This window comes from Amaricoccus solimangrovi (assembly GCF_006385685.1).
GTDB classification, from domain to species: Bacteria; Pseudomonadota; Alphaproteobacteria; order Rhodobacterales; family Rhodobacteraceae; genus Amaricoccus; species Amaricoccus solimangrovi.
On sequence record NZ_VFRP01000018.1, the window covers coordinates 26,775 to 43,111 of the forward strand.

General features: G+C 71.6%; 11 protein-coding genes, 1 tRNA gene and 1 pseudogene. 7 read left to right on the forward strand and 6 right to left on the reverse strand.

All coding sequences use genetic code 11. The features are described 5' to 3' along the window. The first annotated feature begins 27 nt into the window (after window positions 1-27). The 3 genes from FJM51_RS16045 to FJM51_RS16055 all read left to right on the forward strand — a co-directional run bounded on the left by FJM51_RS16045 (window position 28) and on the right by FJM51_RS16055 (window position 3,228). Window positions 28-594 carry a biliverdin-producing heme oxygenase gene (locus FJM51_RS16045; RefSeq protein ID WP_140455157.1) on the forward strand — a complete coding sequence of 189 codons (567 nt, stop codon included), beginning with the start codon at window positions 28-30 and terminating at the stop codon, window positions 592-594. Continuing rightward, complete coding sequence (locus FJM51_RS16050; RefSeq protein ID WP_140455158.1) at window positions 591-3,116, forward strand: HWE histidine kinase domain-containing protein; 2,526 nt, start codon at window positions 591-593, stop codon at window positions 3,114-3,116. Before FJM51_RS16045 ends, FJM51_RS16050 begins: the two co-directional genes overlap by 4 nt. Before the next feature lie 36 nt (window positions 3,117-3,152). Further along, window positions 3,153-3,228: transfer RNA gene (locus tag FJM51_RS16055), tRNA-Ile, on the forward strand. 251 nt (window positions 3,229-3,479) lie between these two features. Here FJM51_RS16055 and FJM51_RS16060 read toward each other — a convergent pair. Genes FJM51_RS16060 through FJM51_RS16070 form a run of 3 tightly spaced genes read right to left on the reverse strand, consistent with a single transcriptional unit; the run spans window position 3,480 to window position 6,177 of the window. Further along, a complete protein-coding gene (locus FJM51_RS16060) occupies window positions 3,480-5,186 on the reverse strand; it encodes a recombinase family protein (protein ID WP_140455159.1) in 1,707 nt (568 codons plus the stop codon). Further along, window positions 5,183-5,680 (reverse strand): DUF2924 domain-containing protein, encoded by a 498-nt coding sequence (locus FJM51_RS16065; protein ID WP_140455160.1) that lies wholly within the window; start codon window positions 5,678-5,680, stop codon window positions 5,183-5,185. Before FJM51_RS16065 ends, FJM51_RS16060 begins: the two co-directional genes overlap by 4 nt. Next, window positions 5,680-6,177, reverse strand: a complete 498-nt coding sequence (locus tag FJM51_RS16070; protein ID WP_140455161.1) for a DUF3489 domain-containing protein — start codon at window positions 6,175-6,177, stop codon at window positions 5,680-5,682. Before FJM51_RS16070 ends, FJM51_RS16065 begins: the two co-directional genes overlap by 1 nt. A gap of 634 nt (window positions 6,178-6,811) precedes the next feature. Between FJM51_RS16070 and FJM51_RS16075 the strand changes: the two are divergent. Beyond that, window positions 6,812-7,602 (forward strand): annotated as a pseudogene (locus tag FJM51_RS16075) (IS5 family transposase). A gap of 232 nt (window positions 7,603-7,834) precedes the next feature. Here FJM51_RS16075 and FJM51_RS16080 read toward each other — a convergent pair. Beyond that, the gene (locus tag FJM51_RS16080) at window positions 7,835-8,854 is read right to left on the reverse strand and encodes a LacI family DNA-binding transcriptional regulator (RefSeq protein WP_140455162.1); all 1,020 of its coding nucleotides are present in this window, start codon (window positions 8,852-8,854) and stop codon (window positions 7,835-7,837) included. 136 nt (window positions 8,855-8,990) lie between these two features. On the opposite strand from FJM51_RS16080, the gene iolG reads away from it, so the two are divergent. The 3 genes from iolG (at window position 8,991) to FJM51_RS16095 (ending at window position 11,859) form a co-directional block, all read left to right on the forward strand. After that, complete coding sequence (gene iolG / locus FJM51_RS16085; RefSeq protein WP_140455163.1) at window positions 8,991-10,013, forward strand: inositol 2-dehydrogenase; 1,023 nt, start codon at window positions 8,991-8,993, stop codon at window positions 10,011-10,013. Continuing rightward, window positions 10,003-10,830, forward strand: coding sequence for a sugar phosphate isomerase/epimerase family protein (locus tag FJM51_RS16090; RefSeq protein WP_140455164.1), 828 nt, complete (start codon window positions 10,003-10,005; stop codon window positions 10,828-10,830). The genes iolG and FJM51_RS16090 overlap by 11 nt, the downstream gene beginning before the upstream one ends. Window positions 10,831-10,893: 63 nt before the next feature. Then, complete coding sequence (locus tag FJM51_RS16095) at window positions 10,894-11,859, forward strand: sugar ABC transporter substrate-binding protein (protein ID WP_140455165.1); 966 nt, start codon at window positions 10,894-10,896, stop codon at window positions 11,857-11,859. 98 nt (window positions 11,860-11,957) lie between these two features. Here the strand turns inward: FJM51_RS16095 and FJM51_RS16100 are convergent, their stop codons facing one another. Both FJM51_RS16100 and putA read right to left on the reverse strand, forming a co-directional pair. Continuing rightward, window positions 11,958-12,350: an Lrp/AsnC family transcriptional regulator gene (locus FJM51_RS16100; protein WP_438502765.1), complete on the reverse strand. Its 393-nt coding sequence runs from the start codon at window positions 12,348-12,350 to the stop codon at window positions 11,958-11,960. A 220-nt stretch (window positions 12,351-12,570) separates the two neighbouring features. After that, window positions 12,571-16,245: a trifunctional transcriptional regulator/proline dehydrogenase/L-glutamate gamma-semialdehyde dehydrogenase gene (gene putA / locus FJM51_RS16105; RefSeq protein ID WP_181164593.1), complete on the reverse strand. Its 3,675-nt coding sequence runs from the start codon at window positions 16,243-16,245 to the stop codon at window positions 12,571-12,573. Window positions 16,246-16,337: the final 92 nt, after the last annotated feature.

Here is a 16,337-nt window from a genome sequence, read left to right on the forward strand (position 1 = left end):
CGCGAGGAAAGGGTTATTCGCGACAGGATGCGCTCCTTCGAACCGCCCCCCTCCGCCTCGCTGCGCCACATGCTCCGCGCCGGCACGCGCGCGCCGCACGACGCGCTCGACCGGGCGGTGGGCGCGATCGCGGACGAGGCATCCTACCGCCGCTATCTCCGCGGGCTCTACGCCTTCCGCGCCCCGGTCGAGGCGGCGCTGGAGCGGGCGGCGGTCCCGGAAGGGCTCGCGGACTGGCGCCTCGTCCCGCTCGCGCCCCGGCTCCGCGCCGATCTCGACGACCTCGGCGAGCCGGCGCCCCGGCCCGATGACTGCCCGGAAACCCCCGGCCCCTCGGCCGCGGCCGGGATGCTCTACGTTCTCGAAGGCGCGGCGATCGGGGCGAACCTGCTGCGCGTCCGCGCCGCGCGGCTCGGCTTCGACGCGGGCCGCGGCGCGCGCCATCTCGCGCGGCCGGAGGAGGCGGGGCGCTGGGGCGCCTTCGTCGCCCGGCTCGACGCCGCGGCCGGGATCGATCCGGAGGCGGCGCTGGCCGGCGCGCAAGCCGCCTTCGCCGGCGCCGCCCGCGCCTTCGCCGGGGCGGGCGCGCGATGAGCCGGCGCGTCGATCTCACCGATTGCGACCGGGAGCCGATCCACATCCCCGGCAGCATCCAGCCGCATGGCTGCCTGATCGCCGTCGACGCGCAGGCGCGCACGATCCTGCGCCATTCGGCGAACGCGCCCGCGATGCTCGGCGTGCCCGGGGAGATGAACGGCGCCTATCTCGGCGACGCGCTCGGCGAGGAGGCGGCGCATTCGGTGCGCAACGCGCTCGCGCGCACGCGCGAGGGCGGCCGGCCGGCGCTGCTCTTCGGCGTGACGGTGGGCGGGCGGAGCTTCGACGTCGCCGCGCACCGGATGAAGGGCACGGCGATCGTCGAGTTCGAGCCTTCGGGCGGGGACACCGCCGAGCCGCTGGAACTCGCCCGCGCGATGATCGAGCGCGTCGGCGCCACCCGGACCGTCGACCGGCTGGTCCGCGAGACCGCGCGGCTCATCCGCGCGATGCTGAACTACGACCGGGTGATGGTCTACCAGTTCACCCACGACGGCGCCGGCAAGGTGGTGAGCGAGGCGCGGCGGCCCGGTCTCGAGAGCTTCCTCGGCCAGTATTTCCCCGCCGCCGACATCCCCCGGCAGGCGCGCGCGCTCTATCTGCGCAACACGATCCGGATCATCTCCGACGCCTCCTTCGAGCCGGTCCCGATCCTGCCCGATCTCGACGCCTCGGGCGAGCCGCTCGACCTCTCGCTCGCGCATCTCAGGAGCGTCTCGCCGGTCCATTGCGAATACCTGCGCAACATGGGGGTGGCGGCCTCGATGTCGATCTCGATCCGGATCGACGGCGCGCTCTGGGGGCTCGTCGCCTGCCATCACTACGCGCCCCGCGTCCTCGGCATGGCGGAGCGGGTCAGCGCGGAACTCTTCGGCGATTTCCTGTCGATGCAGCTGAACGCGCTGCGCCACCGCCAGGCGCTCGAATCCGGGCGCGAGGCGCGGGCGCGGCTCGACCGCGTGCTGGCGAAGGCGAGCGGCTTCGACGAGGTGGCCGAGGTGCTGCGCGGGCAGCTCGACGACCTCGCGGGGCTCATTCGCTGCGACGGCGCCGGGATCTGGATCGGCGGGCGCTGGAAGGCCGTCGGCGCCGCCCCGCCGGAGCGGGAGGTCCCCGCCCTCGTCGCCTTCGCGGCGACGGTGGTGGACGGGGGGATCTGGGCCACGCACGCGCTCTCGCAGGCGCTGCCCGGCGCGGCGCGCGCGCTCGACCGGACGGCGGGGATGCTCGTCATTCCGCTGTCGAGCCGGCCCGGCGACTATCTCTTCTTCTTCCGCGACGAGGTGGCGCGCACGCTCGACTGGGCGGGCAATCCGGAGAAGGTCTACGAATCCGGGCCGCTCGGCGACCGGCTGACCCCGCGCAAGAGCTTCGCGATCTGGAAGGAGACGGTGCGCGGCCAGTCCGAGCCCTGGAGCGAGGAGGAGCGGCATTTCGCCGAGGCGGTGCGGATCGCGCTGACCGAGATCCTGCTGCGCCAGAGCGAGCTTCTCGCCGACGAGCGCGAGAAGGCCGCCGTCCGCCAGCGGGTGCTGAACGACGAGCTGAACCACCGGGTGAAGAACATCCTCGCCGCGGTCAAGTCGATCGTCGCCTCCGAACAGGACGGCGGCGCGGAACTGCGCGGCTATGTCGAGGCGCTGCGGGCGCGGATCCAGGCGCTCGCCTTCGCCCATGACCAGGTGATCCGGGGCGACGGCGGCGGCGAGCCGGCGGAGCTCTTCGCCGCCGAGCTCTCGCCCTATCGCGCCGCGGCGACGGTGGTGGAGATCGGCGGGCCGCCGGTCTGGCTCGAGGCGCGGGCCTATTCGGTGCTGGCGCTCGTCATTCACGAGCTGACGACGAACGCGGCGAAATATGGCGCGCTCTCGCGGCCGGGCGGGCGGCTCGACGTGAGCTGGGAGCTGAACGACGACGGCTCCTGCGCCTTCCACTGGCGCGAATCCGGCGGGCCCGTCGTGGTGCCGCCCGCCCGCCAGGGCTTCGGCACCACGCTGATCGACCGGAGCATTCCCTACGATCTCGGCGGCGAGAGCGAGGTGGACTATCATCCCCAAGGGATCGTCGGGCGGTTCTGCGTGCCCTCCCGCTTCGTCGGCGCCCCCCGGCGCGGCCGCCGCGCGAAGCCGGAACGCTCCGGGAGCGGCGCGGGCGATCTGACCGGCAAGGTGGCGCTGATCGTCGAGGACCAGCTCCTGATCGCGATGGATCTCGAGGCGATCCTCGAGGAGGCGGGGATGGAGGTCATGGGCTTCGCACGCTCCACCGCCGAGGCGTTCCGGATGCTCGAGGCGCGCAGCCCCGACGTCGCCGTGCTCGACGTCAATCTCGGCGGCGAGACCTCGCTCGCGGTGGCCGAACTCCTGCGCGCGCGCGGCGTGCCCTTCGCCTTCGCCACCGGCTACAGCGATCTCGCGACGATCCCCGGCGGCGAGGAGGGCGGCGAGGTGGTGCCCAAGCCCTACCAGCCCGCGCAGATCCTCGCCGTGCTGCGCCGGCTGCTCGCTCCCTCGGCTTGACCGGACCGGCGGCGGCGTCTAGCACGGGGCTCGGCCGGGCCTGTAGCTCAACGGTCAGAGCAGAGCGCTCATAACGCTTTGGTTGGGGGTTCAAATCCCTCCGGGCCTACCACGCAGTCTCCTGAATCCGAGAGCTCTCCGGCGTCTCCGTTGAAGTGCCGTGTTATCAGTGGCTTGGGGCGGGTACGGCCCCTTGTTCGCCGCGACTCCGCCGGGCTGAGCGCGACATTCTCCCGGTTCCGCCGCGACCGCCCGTCCGTGCTCCGCTGGCCACCAAACCAAATGCCGGGAGCGGCCAGGGGAAGCAGCGTCGCAACCGGGACCGGCCCGGGAGGAAAATTCTGCCAAAGCGACGTGAGGAACTCAGCCGATCAGAGTTCGCTGATCCGCCCAGCGGAGGGGAAGGTCGATGCGTTTCAGGCGCTCGGCGGTCAGCGCGGTGGGCTGGGTCCCATCGAGAATGCGCGCGACGAGATCGGGCGCGAGAAACGCGAGCTGGAGCGAGCGCGAGACATCGCCGGTGTCGACACCCTCGCGCCGGGCGATGTCGCTGACGGTGAGGCCCCGAGCCGCGTCGAGATAGTCCGCCGCGCGACGGCGCGCCTCGACCAGCGTCCGCAGCAGCACAGGATCGGGCCCTGGGACCGGCGCGGCGGCGCCGCCGAGGATGATGCGGAGCTCCGGCCCGCGCCGCCGCGGCCGCGGCGGCGCGGCGACGGTGAAGCCGGGCAGGTCGAGGTCGGCCAGATCGGCGATCGGCCGATGCGCGGCCCCGGCGAGCCGCCCGAAGCCGACCTCGGCGCGCAACGCGCTCTCGGTCAGCGCGACGCGCGAGACCAGCAGCCGGGGCAGGTCGCGGTCGCCGCCCGGGCCGGGCGCGTCGAGCCGCTCGGCCAGTTCCAGGATGCGCCGGATCGTGGTCGCCGACGGGTCCGCGCGCGTCGTGCCGGTGTCGAGCAGACGCGCCTGCAGCGCCGGTTCCCGCGGCCGGGCGGCGATGGCCCGGGACACCGCCGCTTCGAGTTCGGGCGCCGGGACGCGCCAGCCCCGCGCGCCGTGGGCGACGCCGTTCTCGATCAGGGCCTCGCTGACGTAGTAGCGGTAGCGCCGGCCCTTTTTGCTGGCATGGCTCGGACGCATCCTGTTGCCATCCGGATCGACCAGACGCCCGGCGAGCGGGCTCGGATCCCGGGCCGATGGCCGCGCGGATCGCGCCCGGCGGCGGGCGGCGAGGAGCCGCCGCGCGGCACCCCACAGCTCCGGGGCCACGATCGCGAGGCGCAGTCCCGGATGCGGTTGGTCGCGGTGCCGGATCCGGCCGATGAAGAGCGGGTTGGCGAGCATCGTGTAGAGCTTGCCGCGCGAGAAGACTGCGCCTCCGCTCACCCGTCCGTCGCGGTGCCGGCGGAGCGGCGTCCGGATGCCGGCGGCGTCGAGTTCGGCCCTGAGCGCGCTGACCGAGCCGAGCGCGAGGTAGCGCTCGAAGATCCGCCGGACGAGCGCCGCCTCCCCGGGCATCGGCACTAGGGTCCGGGCCTCGGCGCGGTAACCGATCGGGACGGTGCCGCCCATCCAGATGCCCCTGGCCTTGGAAGCCGCGATCTTGTCGGGGATACGCTCGGCGGTGACCTCGCGCTCGAACTGGGCGAAGCTCAGGAGCACGTTCAGCGTCAGCCGGCCCATCGAGGTCGTGGTGTTGAACGCCTGGGTGATCGAGACGAAGGAGACGCCGGCGGCGTCGAAGATCGCCACGATGCGGGCGAAGTCGGCGAGCGAGCGGGTGAGCCGGTCGACCTTGTAGACGACCACCGCGTCGATCTTGCCGGCCTCGATGTCGGCGAGCAGCCGGCGCAGGGCAGGGCGCTCCATCGAGCCACCGGAATAGCCGCCGTCGTCGTAGCGGCCGGCGAGCGCGCTCCAGCCCTCGTGCTTCTGGCTGAGCACATAGGCGGCGCAGGCCTCGCGCTGCGCGTCGAGCGAGTTGAAGTCCTGTTCGAGCCCCTCCTCGGTGGATTTGCGCGTATAGATGGCGCGGCGGATCGCCTTCCGTGCCGCGCGGCCGCCGCTCACGTCGCGGTCCCGTCGCGCAGGCCGAAGAAGGCCGGGCCATCGCGGCGGCCGCCGGTGATCGCACGGGCGATGGCCGAGAGCGAGGCCCAGTCGCGGCCGGACCACCGGAAGCCGCTCTCGGTGACGACGACCTCGTGGCGCTGATCCTTCCAGACCCGGATCAGCCGGGCGCCGGGCATGAGCCGCCGCGCGTCTCTGGACTTGCCAACCGCCGCGTCCACCGGCTCGCCGCGCCGGAAGGCTGTTTCGAGGGCGGTCAGCCGCCGCTCGATCTGAGCCGGCAGGCCCCCCTCCAATTCGGCCTGCCATTTCCAGGCGATGCCGAGCATCAACAGCCGCCGCCGCGCGCCCTTGGGCGGCGGCGCGGCCCAGGCCTCCGCCCAGGCGGCGCGCAGATCGCCGATCGGCAATCCGGCGAGGCCGGCGATCCGCTGGTCCAGCATGTCCGGGGCCGGCGCGGATCGCGCGCCGCCGCCCGTCTCGACGCCTCGCATCAGGCGGCCGGGGCCAGGCGATAGGCCCTTCGCCCGCCCATGTCGGCGAGCCGGACGTCGAAGCCGCGTTGGCGGAGCCGGACGAGGGCGGCGCGGGTGGTGCGCGGCAGCCACCCCAGGGTCGCCACCAGATCGTCGAGCGTGGCCCCGCCCGGTCGCGCGACGGCGTCGAGCAGAACGCCCAGCTTGCCGCCGGGGCGGGTCTTCGGCACCGGCGCATCCCCGGTCTCGTTCGGCCGGGCTTCCGGCGCCTCGACGCCGATCGCTGCGAGCCCGGCGGGTGCGATGAGGAGGGCATGGGTGCCGGGTTTCTGGCGCTTCCTCCCGCCGCTCATCCCGCTCTCGCGGATGAGCCCGCGCGACAGCAAGGCGCGGAGCGTCCGGTCGAGCGCCGCGCCTCTCAGCCGGACCGTTTCGGGGACGGGGAAGATGTTCAGGTCCGGCCGCACGGCCGCGGCGGTCAGCAGCGCGGCCTGGGCGTCAGAGAGCTTGGGCATGAGTTCGGTCCTCCGATCCGCGGCCGCGCGAAAATGCGCCGCCTGGTACTGACCGAAGGCCCGGACGAGGTCTCGGGCGCCGCGCCGGCGGCGAAGCCGTGTCGCCGGGTAGGGACACTGACGCTCCCTGGCCGCCGGAAGTCCAGAGGAAAGATCGAGGGCTTGGGGCAGCGCAGGTGGCTCATCCACTTGCTTAGTGTGTGATCATCCGGCGATCCCGAATCAATGAAGCCTTTGGTTCGTCATCTTTACACGCTTTGACGACGCCGCGGCTCTGCCAAGCGTGTGTCGTTTGCAGTTTCTGGTAGTACCTCTAAGGTTTCCCGCATTTGTTGCGCGCCATAGGGCCAGTCTTGAGGATCTTCCGCCAAGATCGCCCACAAAATATCCGAGGTGGCTCCAAGAGAGTCCACAACCGCGCGCCCCAAGTCGCCGAAGCTGGGTATCTTCGCAACGTGCTGCGAAACGCCTGCTCCACAAAAGAACACCACGTCACCCGAGTCCCGGGCTACCAATAGTTCATCGGGAATGTCCGGGTCGTCGGGGATGAGAGCGTGTCTGAGAAGGGGGCTTCCCCAGGCTGAATCCGCGTGATTCATGGGGCGTCGGATTCCCGAAGCCAGAGCCGACATCCATGCCGAAACGCCGCCGATCACGCTACCCGAGTGACTTGACCGACAGCCAATGGGCGGTGGTCGCGCCGATGATCCCGGACGTCGCGCCGGGTGGTCGGGCCGCGCAAGGCCGAGAAGCGAGAGATCGTCGAGGCGATCCTCTATCTGCTCCGGGCGGGCTGCGCCTGGCGGCTGTTGCCGCGTGACTTCCCGCCCTGGCAGACGGTCTACCACTACCTGCGCCGCTGGGAACGCGAAGGGATCTGGGCCGGCGTGCTCCACACCCTCGTCATGGCGGATCGCGAGCGCGCCGGCCGGAAGGCCTCGCCATCGGCGGCCATCGTCGACAGTCAGACGGTCCGGACGGCCGATCAAAAGGGGGATTCAAGGGATACGACGCCGGAAAGCGCGTCCATGGGCGCAAGCGGCACATCCTGACCGACACCGACGGCCGGCTGCTCGCCGTCGAGGTTCATGGCGCCGACGTCCAGGATCGCGACGGGGCGAAGGGCGTGCTGAAACGATCCCGGCGCCGGTTTCCTTTCGCCGAGCGCGTATTCGCGGACGGCGGCTATGCCGGCCAGCTGGTCTCCTGGGCGAAGGACAAGACCCACATCGTCCTCGAGATCCTCCGGCGCATGCCCTGGATGAAGGGCTTTGTCGTCATCCGTCGGCGCTGGGTTGTGGAGCGAACATTCGCCTGGATCATGAAATGTCGCCGCCTCGCGCGAGACTACGAGCAACTGACGCGAACCTCTGATACCTTCTCACCATCGCTGTGATCGCGACCCTCGTCAGGCGGTGGAAATGAGCCTTCTCAGACACGCTCTGAGGCGCATGGCGTTGATACCGCGCAGAGGGGCTGCGGGGCCACTCATCCCGAACTGATCCACGAACTGATCCGTAACTTGCATCGCGGAGATCGGACTGCGGGGCTGCGCATCAAGGAAATTCGCGCGGTTGCGAGGATCAGGACGGAGGTCGGCAGCGCGTCGGAGGTCAGGCCGCGACAAGCGTTCCCGGTTCGCCGATCCGGCGCCGCCTCACGCGCTCGTCCGGACCACGAGCCGACCCGGAAGCAGGACGCTGCCCCTTCCGGTTCCCCCGAGAATGCGCGCGAGGTGCTTGGCCATGTCGGTGATGGGCTGGCGAAAGGTGGTGAGGCCGTAGGCCGGCGCGCCGGCGAGCGGGATGTCGTCGAAACCGGTCACCGCGATCCGTTCCGGCACGCCCAGGCCGAGGCGGTAGCGCAGCGCGTCGATCGCGCCGAGCGCGATGATGTCGTTCTCGCAGACCAGCGCGTCCGGCGCGGCCTCGCCCTCCCGCCCCGCGAGCGTCCCGGCCACGCCGGCGAGCGCGGAACCGGCGTCGTATCCGGCGACGTGGATCACTCCGGGCGTCCGGCCGGTCCGCGCCCGCCAATGGCCGAGGAAGGCTGCCTTGCGCTCCAGCGTCGCGGACCGGCTGTCCGGCCCCGCGACGAACATCGGCCGCCGCCGCCCCGCCGCGAGCAGGTGGTCCGCGATCGCGCGCATCGCCACCGCGTCGTCGCAGGCGATGCTGAGCGTGTTCGGCACCGCGCTCGTCCGGGCGAAGACGATGAGCTGCTTCACGCGCCGGGCCTCGAGCGCCGCGGCGAGCAGCCGGTCGTCGAACCGCGTGCCGATCACCACCGCCGCGTCGACCCGGCGCTGGCTCGCCGAGAGAAGCGCCCCGGCCGCGTCCGCGCCCAGCATGTTGACGAGCAACACGCCCATCCCCTCGCGGCTGAGCACCCGGGTCAGCCGTTCGAGCATCACGAGCTTGTGCGGATTCTCGAAATCGTCGAGCACCAGCGCCACGAGGTTCGACCGGTCCGAGGCGAGAGAGGCGGCGAGCAGGTCGGGGACGTAGCCGAGCTTCTCCGCCGCCGCCATCACCTTGCGCCGGCTCTTCTGCGAGATCGAGGCGTCCTTCTTGAAGGCGCGCGCCACCGTCCAGCGCGATACGCCGGCGAGCGCCGCGACGTCATCCGCCGTGGCGGGGGAGAACGCCGCCGGTGCTGGGGGATCCTGATCTTCCATGGTGCCATCCTAAAGGGGCGGAGGTGGGGTGAAAAGCAAAATGCTCGCGCGAGCAATTAATCATTGCTCGCGCGAGCAAAAACCGGCATCACGTCAACAGCGCGAAACGCGACCGATTCCCTAGGGAGGATCACCAATGCTGAATGTCGCTCTTCTGGGTGCTGGCCGGATCGGCCAGGTCCATGCCCGCGCCATCGCCGCCGACGGCGAAAGCCGTCTCGCGGCGGTGGCCGACGTGAACGCGGAAGCCGCCCGGTCGCTGGCGGCCGCGCATGGCGCCGAGGCACGGACCGTCGAGGCGATCCTCGCCGATCCGGCGATCGACGCGGTGCTGATCGCGAGCTCGACCGACACCCACGCCGATCTCATCGAGCGCGCCACCGCCGCCGGCAAGGCGGTGCTCTGCGAGAAGCCGGTCGATCTCTCGCTCGCCCGCGCCGAGGTCTGCCTCGAGGCGGTGGCGAAGTCCGGGCGGCCGGTGATGATCGGCTTCAACCGCCGCTTCGACCCGGATTTCGCCCGGCTCAAATCCGCCTTCGACGCGGGCGAGATCGGCGCGGGCGAGATGCTCGCGATCACCTCCTTCGACCCGGCCCCGCCGCCGGCGAGCTACATCAGGGTCTCGGGCGGGCTCTTCCGCGACATGATGATCCACGATTTCGACATGGCCTGCTGGATCTTCGGCGGCGCGCCGGAGCGGGTGAGCGCGGTCGGAACCTCGGTGGTCGATCCCGCGATCGGCGCGGCGGGCGATGTCGACACCGCCGTGGCGACCCTCACCTGGGCCGATGGCCGGGTCGCGGTGATCCGGAACAGCCGCCGCGCGGTCTATGGCTACGATCAGCGGGTGGAGCTCCTCGGCTCCGAAGGGCTGCTCGCGGCGAAGAACGTGCTCGAGAGCACCGTCGAGAAGATCACCGCGGCCGGCACGCTCTCGGCGAAGCCGGAATACTTCTTCCTCGAACGCTATGCCCGCGCCTACGCCGCCGAATGGCGCGCCTTCGTCGCGGCCGTCGCGGAGGGCGCGGCGATGCCGGTGACGCTCGGCGAGGGGGTGGCGGCGCTCGCCTGCGCCGAGGCGGCGACGCGCTCGGCCGCGCGCGGCGCGACGGTCGCGCTCTCCGAGGTCCTGGGGCGCGAGGTCGAACATGCGGCGTGAGATCGGCTGCTGCACCTGGATCTTCGGCGGCGAGCCGCTGCCGGAGATGGCGGCGCGGATCGCCCGCGCCGGGCTCGACGGCGTCGAGCTCCATGGCGACATCGACGGGATCGACCCGGCCGAGGCCGGCCGGGTTCTCGCCGAACACGGGCTCAGGGTCTTCTCGATCACGCCCGGCGACGCCGACATCTCGCATCCCGACCCGGCGATCCGCGAAGCGGCGCTCGACTACTACCGGCGGCTCACGGACTGGGCCGTGGCGCTCGGCCAGGGCGACGGCGCGCCCCGGATCTCCTGCCACGGGCTCGTGACGCGGATCCGCCCCGTTTCGAGCCAGGCGGAGGAGGACGCGCTGCTCGTCGAGAGCACCCGGGCGATCTGCGCCATGGCGGCGGCGAAGGGCCTGCCCGTCGTCTTCGAGATCCTGAACCGTTACGAGAGCCATCAGGTGCGCACCGTCGCGGAGGGGCTGCGCCTCCGCGACGCCGTCGGGGCGGAGAACCTGGGCCTGCTGCCCGACGCCTATCACATGAACATCGAGGAGGCGGATCCGGCGGCGGCGCTGCGCGCGGGCGGCGCGGCGATCGGGCTCTACCACGCGGCCGATTCCAACCGGCAGGCGATCGGTGAGGGCCATACCGACTTCGCGCCCCAGATCGCCGCGCTCGACGCGATCGGCTACGCCGGTCCAGTCATCATCGAGCCGGCGGCGCCCGGCCCGGATCCGTTCAACACCGACAAGGGCGAGGGTTTCCGCGACGTGCTCGAAACCCAGCTCCGGACTTCGGCCGAGGCGCTGCGCGCGCTCGGAAGCTGAGGCGACAGGGCCACCGGCGTCCGCGCCGGCGGCCGATCAATCCAGAAACAAGGGGAGGCTACCATGACCATCCGCATCCCGCGCTCGCGGGCCCTGTCGGCCTGCGCGCTCGCGCTCGGCGCCACGCTGCTCGGCACCGCCGCCTCGGCGCAGCCGATCGGCGTCACCATCGCCGAGTTCAACGACAACTTCCTCACACTGCTGCGCAACGGCATGGCCGAATACGCGCAGAAGGAGGGCGTCGAGCTCGTGGTCGAGGACGCGCAGCGCGACATCGGCAAGCAGCTGAGCCAGATCCAGAACTTCACCGCATCGGGCGCGCAGGCGATCATCGTCAACGCGGTCGACACCGACGCGACGGTGGCGATGAGCCAGGTGGCGGAGGCGGCGGGCATCCCGCTCGTTTATGTCAACTACGAGCCGGTCAACGTCGATACGCTGCCGCCGAACCAGGCCTTTGTCGCCTCGGACGAGAAGGAATCGGGCACGCTCGAGACGAAGGAGGTCTGCCGCCTCCTCAAGGAACAGGGCAAGGGCGAGGGCGCCCGGGTGCTGGTGCTGATGGGCGAGCTCTCGAGCTACACCTCGCGCCAGCGCACCCAGGACATCCACGACGTGATCGCCACGCCCGAATGTTCCTTCATGACCATCGCCGAGGAGCAGACCGCGAACTGGCAGCGCGCCCAGGCGCTCGACGTGATGACGAACTGGCTCTCGGGCGGGGTCGCGTTCGACGCGGTGATCGCCAACAACGACGAGATGGCCATCGGCGCGATCCAGGCGATGAACGCGGCCGGGATCCCGAAGGACAAGGTGGTGGCCGGGATCGACGCGACCCAGGACGGGCTCGCGGCGATGGCGGCGGGCGATCTCGACGTGACCGTGTTCCAGGACGCGAAGGGCCAGGGCGAGGGGGCCATCGCCACCGCGCTCAGGCTCGTCAGGGGAGAACCGGTCGAGCAGAAGGTCTATATCCCCTTCGAACTGGTCACACCCGCGACGATGGAGAAATACCGCGCGCTGAACTGACGGGCGGGGCCGGAAGGTTCCCCCGGTCCGGCCTCGCCGCGGGGCACGCCGGGCCGGAGGGAATCGGCGCCGTTTCCGGCGCCCCGGTCACGGGCGGGTCAGAGCCGCCCCTCCTTCACCGACTGCATCGCCACGGAGGTCGAGGTGCTGGCGACATGCGGCAGGCTCGAGATCTTCTCGCCCAGCACCTGCCGGTAGCGCCGGATGTCCGAGGTCCGGACCTTGAGCAGGTAGTCGAACCGCCCGGCGATCATGTGGCATTCCTCGATCTCGGTGATCTTGCGCGCCATGGCGTTGAATTCCTCCAGCGCCCGTTCGCGCGTGTCCGAGAGCTTGACCTCGACGAAGGCCACGTGGTCGAGGCCGAGCTTCGCGGGATTGAGGATCGCCCGGAAGCCTTCGATGTAGCCCTCGTCGATGAGCCGCCTCAGCCGGACCTGACACGGCGTCTTGGACAGCCCGACATGGCTGGACAGGTCGGTCACCGTCATCCGCCCGTCCCTTGCCAGGGTCTCCAGGATCCGGCGATCGAACTGATCCAGGGGCTCCGGATCATGCGCTGCTCTGGCCAAGTCTGCCTCCCATCGAACCAATTGGCGATCAGGATACCTATTGCGCGCGACGGACAAGGCGAGTCCCGGCCGCTGCCACCCGGAGGCGATCTTCGCCTTCATCACCTCCCCGGACGAGGTCGTCCTCCTCTTCGATGGATCAGCCGATCGCCATCAGGCTGGCGTTGCCGCCGGCGGCGGTGGTGTTGATCGAGAGCGACACTTCCTCGAGCAGCCAGCTCAGGCACCAGGCCTCGGGTCCGCGCCGGGCGATCTCCTCCGCCGGGGCGGCCTGGGTCAGGACGAGCGGGCCGGGAAGCTCCGCGATCCGCGCCGTCATCGCGGCCACGCGCTCGGGCCCGCCCTCGATCAGCGCGCCGGCGAAGGGGCCGGCGGCGGCCCAGTCGGTGGCGGTGGCGACGCGGGCCGCGACCCGGGGCGGCAGGCCCGCGCGCGCCGCGTCGAACCCGGCCGCGCCGATCACCACCTCGTTGCCGGTCGCGAGCGCGGCGGAGAGCTGGGCGCGGAGCCCGGCCTCGGTCTCGGGCAGGAGCAGCACCCGGCCGCGCGGGTGCAGCGTGTAGAGGTTGCGCTCCCCGACCGGCCCCTGGAGTTCGACCGAGAGACCGAGCGTCGAGGCGCCGCCCGCCTCACGCGCCGCCTCCGCCGCCCCGGCCGCGCCGGCGGCCTCGAGCCAGGCGGCGTAGTCGAGCAGGGCGGCGTCGGTCTCGCAGGAGGCGTGGCGCCGGGGCAGCGGCGCCTCCGTCACGAGCCGGCCGAGATAGAGCGGCCCGCCCGCCTTCGGCCCCGTCCCCGAGAGGCCCCGTCCGCCGAAGGGCTGCACGCCGACGACCGCGCCGATGATGTTGCGGTTCACGTAGAGGTTGCCCGCCTTCACCCGGTCCATCACCCGCGCGATCGTCTCGTCGAGCCGGGTGTGCAACCCGAAGGTCAGCCCGTAGCCGGTGGCATTGATCGCGTCGATCAGCCGCTCGGTATCGGCGCGGCGGTAGCGCAGCACGTGCAGCACCGGGCCGAACACCTCGCGCTCGAGGCTCGAGAGCGCGTCGATCTCGATGATCGTCGGCGGCACGAAAGTGCCCTGCTCCGCTTCCCCGGCGAGGCCGATCTGGGTGACCTTGAACCCCTTCCCGCGCATCTTCTCGACATGCGCGGTGATGATCCCCTTCGCCTCGGCGGTGATGACCGGGCCGACGTCGACCGCGAGCCGGTCGGTCCGGCCGATCCGGAGCTCGTGGAGCGCGCCCCGCAGCATCGCGAGCGTGCGGTCCGCGACCTCCTCCTGCAGGCAGAGCACGCGCAGCGCCGAGCAGCGCTGGCCGGCGGAATCGAAGGCCGAGGCGATCACGTCGCCCACCACCTGCTCGGCGAGCGCCGAGCTGTCCACGATCATCGCGTTCTGCCCGCCGGTCTCGGCGATCAGCGGCACCGGCTTGCCCTCCGCCGAGACCCGGCCGGCGAGTTCGCGCTGGATCAGCCGTGCCACTTCGGTCGAGCCGGTGAACATCACCCCGCCGATCTCCGGACAGGCCACCAGCGCCGCGCCGACCCGCCCGTCGCCGGGCAGGAGCTGAAGCGCGTCCGCGGGGATTCCGGCGGCATGCAGGATCCGGACCGCCTCGGCGGCGATGAGCGGCGTTTCCTCGGCGGGCTTGGCGAGCACCGGGTTGCCGGTGACGAGCGCGGCCGCGACCTGGCCGGTGAAGATCGCGAGCGGGAAGTTCCAGGGCGAGACGCAGACCACCGGTCCGAGCGGGCGATGCGCGGCGCCGAGCGTCTCGCTCGCCTCGTCGGCGTAGTAGCGCAGGAAGTCGATCGCCTCGCGCACCTCCGCGATCGCGTTCGGCGCGGATTTCCCCGCCTCGCGCATGATGAGCCCCATCAGCGTCCCGATACGCTCCTGCAGCGCGTCGGCGGCGCGGCGCAGCATCGCGGCGCGCTCGACGGGGGCGACGGCGGCCCAGGCCGGCGCGGCCGCGAGGGCCGTCGCGACGGCGGAGGCGGCCTCGGCCGGATCGGTCTCGATCACCCGCCCCACCAGGTCGCGGTGATCGCCGGGATTGCGCACCTCGCGCGTCTCGCCCGCGCCGGAGGGCGGCGTGGCACTCCAATCCATCGCGACGCTCGCCTCCAGCGCCTCGGAGAGGCGCGCGAGCACGGTCTCGTCCGAGAGGTCGAGCCCGGCGGAATTCGGCCGTGTCGCGTAGATGTCGCGCGGAAGCGCGATCTCGTCATGCGGCCGGCCCGGCTCCGCCATCGCCTTCACCTGTTCGGCGGGATCGGCGATCAGATCGTCGATCGAGACTTCGGGATCCGAGATCCGGTTCACGAAGGAGGAATTGGCGCCGTTCTCGAGCAGGCGGCGCACCAGATAGGCGAGCAGCGTCTCGTGGGTGCCGACGGGGGCGTAGATCCGCGCCGGGCGGCCGAGCTTGCCCGGGCCCACGACCTCCTCGTAGAGCGGCTCGCCCATGCCGTGCAGGCACTGGAATTCGTAGTCGCCAGTCTGGAATTCCGGCCCGGCGAGTTCGTAGATCGTCGCCAGCGTCTGCGCGTTATGCGTCGCGAACTGCGGGAAGACCGCGTCGCGCGCGTCGAGGAGCTTGCGCGCGCAGGCGATGTAGCTGACGTCGGTATGGATCTTGCGGGTGTAGACCGGGAAGCCGGGCAGACCGTCGACCTGGGCGCGCTTGATCTCGGCGTCCCAGTAGGCGCCCTTGACGAGGCGCACCATGATCCGGCGCGCGGAGCGGCGCGCGAGGTCGATGATGAAGTCGAGCACGTAGGGGCAGCGCTTGCCATAGGCCTGGACCACGAAGCCCATGCCGTTCCAGCCGGCGAGATCGGGGTCGAGGCAGAGGCTCTCGAGCAGGTCGAGCGAGAGTTCGAGCCGGTCGGCCTCCTCCGCGTCGATGTTGAGCCCGATGTCGAAGCTCTTCGCAAGGAGCGCCAGCGCCTTCACGCGCGGCAGGAGCTCGTCCATCACCCGGCCGGCCTGGGCGCGGGCGTAGCGCGGATGCAGCGCCGAGAGCTTGATCGAGATGCCCGGACCCTCGTGGACGCCGCGCCCGGCCGAGGCCGCGCCGATCGCCCGGATCGCGGTCTCGTAGTCGCGGCGGTAACGCTCCGCGTCCTCCGCCGTGGTCGCCGCCTCGCCCAGCATGTCGTAGGAATACCGGAAGCCCTTCGCCTCGAGCGGACGCGCGCGTTTGAGCGCCTCCTCGATCGTCTCGCCGGTGACGAACTGCTCGCCCATCATCCGCATCGCCATGTCGACGCCGCGCCGGATCACCGGCTCGCCGGCGCGCGCGATCAGCCGCGTGAGCGCCGACGAGAGGCCGCGGTCGTTGACCGTGCCGGTGAGCCGGCCGGTCACGACCAGGCCCCAGGTCGCGGCGTTGACGAAGAGCGACTTCTGGCCGCCGAGATGCGCCTTCCAGTCGCCATGGGCGATCTTGTCGCGGATGAGCGCGTCGCGCGTCGCGGCGTCGGGGATCCGGAGCAGCGCCTCGGCGAGACACATCAGCGCCACGCCCTCCTGACTCGACAGCGCGTATTCCGCCACCAGCCCCTCGACGCCCGATCCCCTGTGCTTCGCGCGGAGCGCCTCGATCAGCTCCCGCGCGGTCTTCGCCACCCGCGCGCCCGTCACCGGATCGAGCGTCGCCGCCGCGACCAGCGGCGGCAGGCAGTCGCGCTCCGGCGCGCGGTAGGCGGCGGTGATCGCCGCCCTGAGCGGGTCCGCCGGCCGGATCGGCGGCGCGAAGTCGGCGAAGGGCGTGGCGGAGAGCGGGAGGGGGTCGGTGACGAGCATGGCCATTCCGCGAACAGGGGATGAGGGTACGGATGCCGCTCGCCTCGCAGGCGCCGGCGATGTGATCGAGAGCGATACGATAGGCCGCGGCG